The 1,636-nt window shown below is 45.2% G+C and carries 1 protein-coding gene; it reads right to left on the reverse strand.

Annotated features, from left to right (window positions below):
* Nucleotides 1-620: 620 nt before the first annotated feature.
* Entirely contained in the window at nt 621-932 is a 312-nt protein-coding gene (locus QUB12_RS37240; RefSeq protein ID WP_015177146.1) for a DUF6679 family protein, read from the reverse strand.
* Between the last annotated feature and the right edge of the window lie 704 nt (nt 933-1,636).

Consider the following 1,636-nt stretch of genomic DNA (forward strand, 5'->3'; position numbering starts at 1 on the left):
TTTAACTACCAGCCGGGAAGTCCCTCGGTATATTTAAAGGGGATTAATCTGAGCGCTGCGCGAAGTACCCCGAATAAATTACCGAGCGTGATGAAAGGCTCGTCGGGTGTAGGTATCCAAAGCGACAATTATTTCTGTATATCCCTTGATAATCTGGAAATACTCTGATACTATATTGGCAAGTGGGGGTGGAACTACCTCACTATAAAAAGCCTTTGAAAAAAAGGAAAAAGAAGCCTGCAGTCTAACTGTACTCAGTTGACCGTCAGGTTTGTTCACACTACTGTGTACTTAGGATCGCGAATTAAATAACTTACAATTTTAATTGTTATTGTGGGATGGGCGTCCCGCCCGTCCTTTTTGGACGGGCGGGACGCCCATCCCACTTTCAAGAGTGGAAGTTATTTAATTCTCATTCCTTACGCTGTTGTGGGGAGTATGGGTTGGGCCGGAGATCCCGCCATCAAGCTTAAATTTAAAGGGAAAATAGCTTATGGGGTCACAACCCAGAATATTTTTGGCCTAAACTGGGTTTTTTGCATAATTTCTCCACAAAAAAGGGAGAAAAGCCGTTTTCTTTTCCCCCAAGTTTTCCTTGTGCCTCAAGCGCGAGCTCAAAACTATTCCAAATTCGAGTCGGGGTAGTGATTGCGAATTTGTTCGGCTTCGGGACAATCGTCAGAAACTAGGGGTTCGCAGTTAGTTCGGGATACCGAAGCCAACTTCTGAGACACAGATCCAATACTTTCGAGACGCACCATTTCTTCCCAGGAGCTGATTTCGTCTTCTTCGTCGGTTTCGTAGCGCAGCGTGACTAGATCCCCTTCAATATCTAGGATACGAGCGCGCTCTATCCAACGTTGCTGATCTCGAAGAAAAATAGAAACCTCACGACCATCACAACAGAGTTGATAGATTTTGCGCTGTAGCATTTGTCAGTTCTCCTGCGCAGTGTAACTTGCTTAAAATATGGTCTGTTTACCGTAACGTACTTTGGGTTTTACATCGGAAGGCACAGCCGTATGGACTGGCCAGTTTCACGTTTTCCGCAACTTTTGTACCGATGGGAGTTACCAAATTTGATTTTACCACCAAATCTATCGAGTACGCCATTTATCCAATTACAGGTTTTCCAGTCAGTGGCATCCCTCGTGAGAGGCATTTGCCAGCATAGATCCGAGCATTAGGACTTGACGACGGCACCCCATTAACAGCGACAATAACAACAGACTCTGCCTCAAAAATCTCGCTCTCTTTTGCCTCAAGTCCCCCAGAAACAAGAGTGTTTCGACGATTGTTCGATCGCCCGCTAACCCCGTCAAGGCTCTATCTCAAATCTCAAATCTCGAAACGAAAGCTCTAAAGCGACACTCAAACAGCGACAATAAAAACAGACTCTGCCTCAGATTTCTCGCTCTCTTTGGCCTCAACTCCCCCAGAAACAAGAGTGTTTGGAGGTGATTTCTAGCCCCCAGTAACCCCTCTTTCCTCAATCTCAGATCTCAAATCTCAAATTTAAAATCGTTTGTTCGATCGCCCACTAACGCCGTCAAGGCTCTATCTCAAATCTCAAATCTCGAAACGAAAGCTCTAAAGCGACACTCAAACAGCGACAATAAAAACAGACTCTGCCTCA

It is taken from the genome of Microcoleus sp. B7-D4 (assembly GCF_036705125.1).
In the GTDB taxonomy this organism is placed as follows: domain Bacteria; phylum Cyanobacteriota; class Cyanobacteriia; order Cyanobacteriales; family Microcoleaceae; genus Microcoleus.

Bases quoted from the DNA above. Each gene is read 5' to 3' on its own strand.
- QUB12_RS37240 (WP_015177146.1), bottom strand. From the start codon at position 932: ATGCTACAGCGCAAAATCTATCAACTCTGTTGTGATGGTCGTGAGGTT.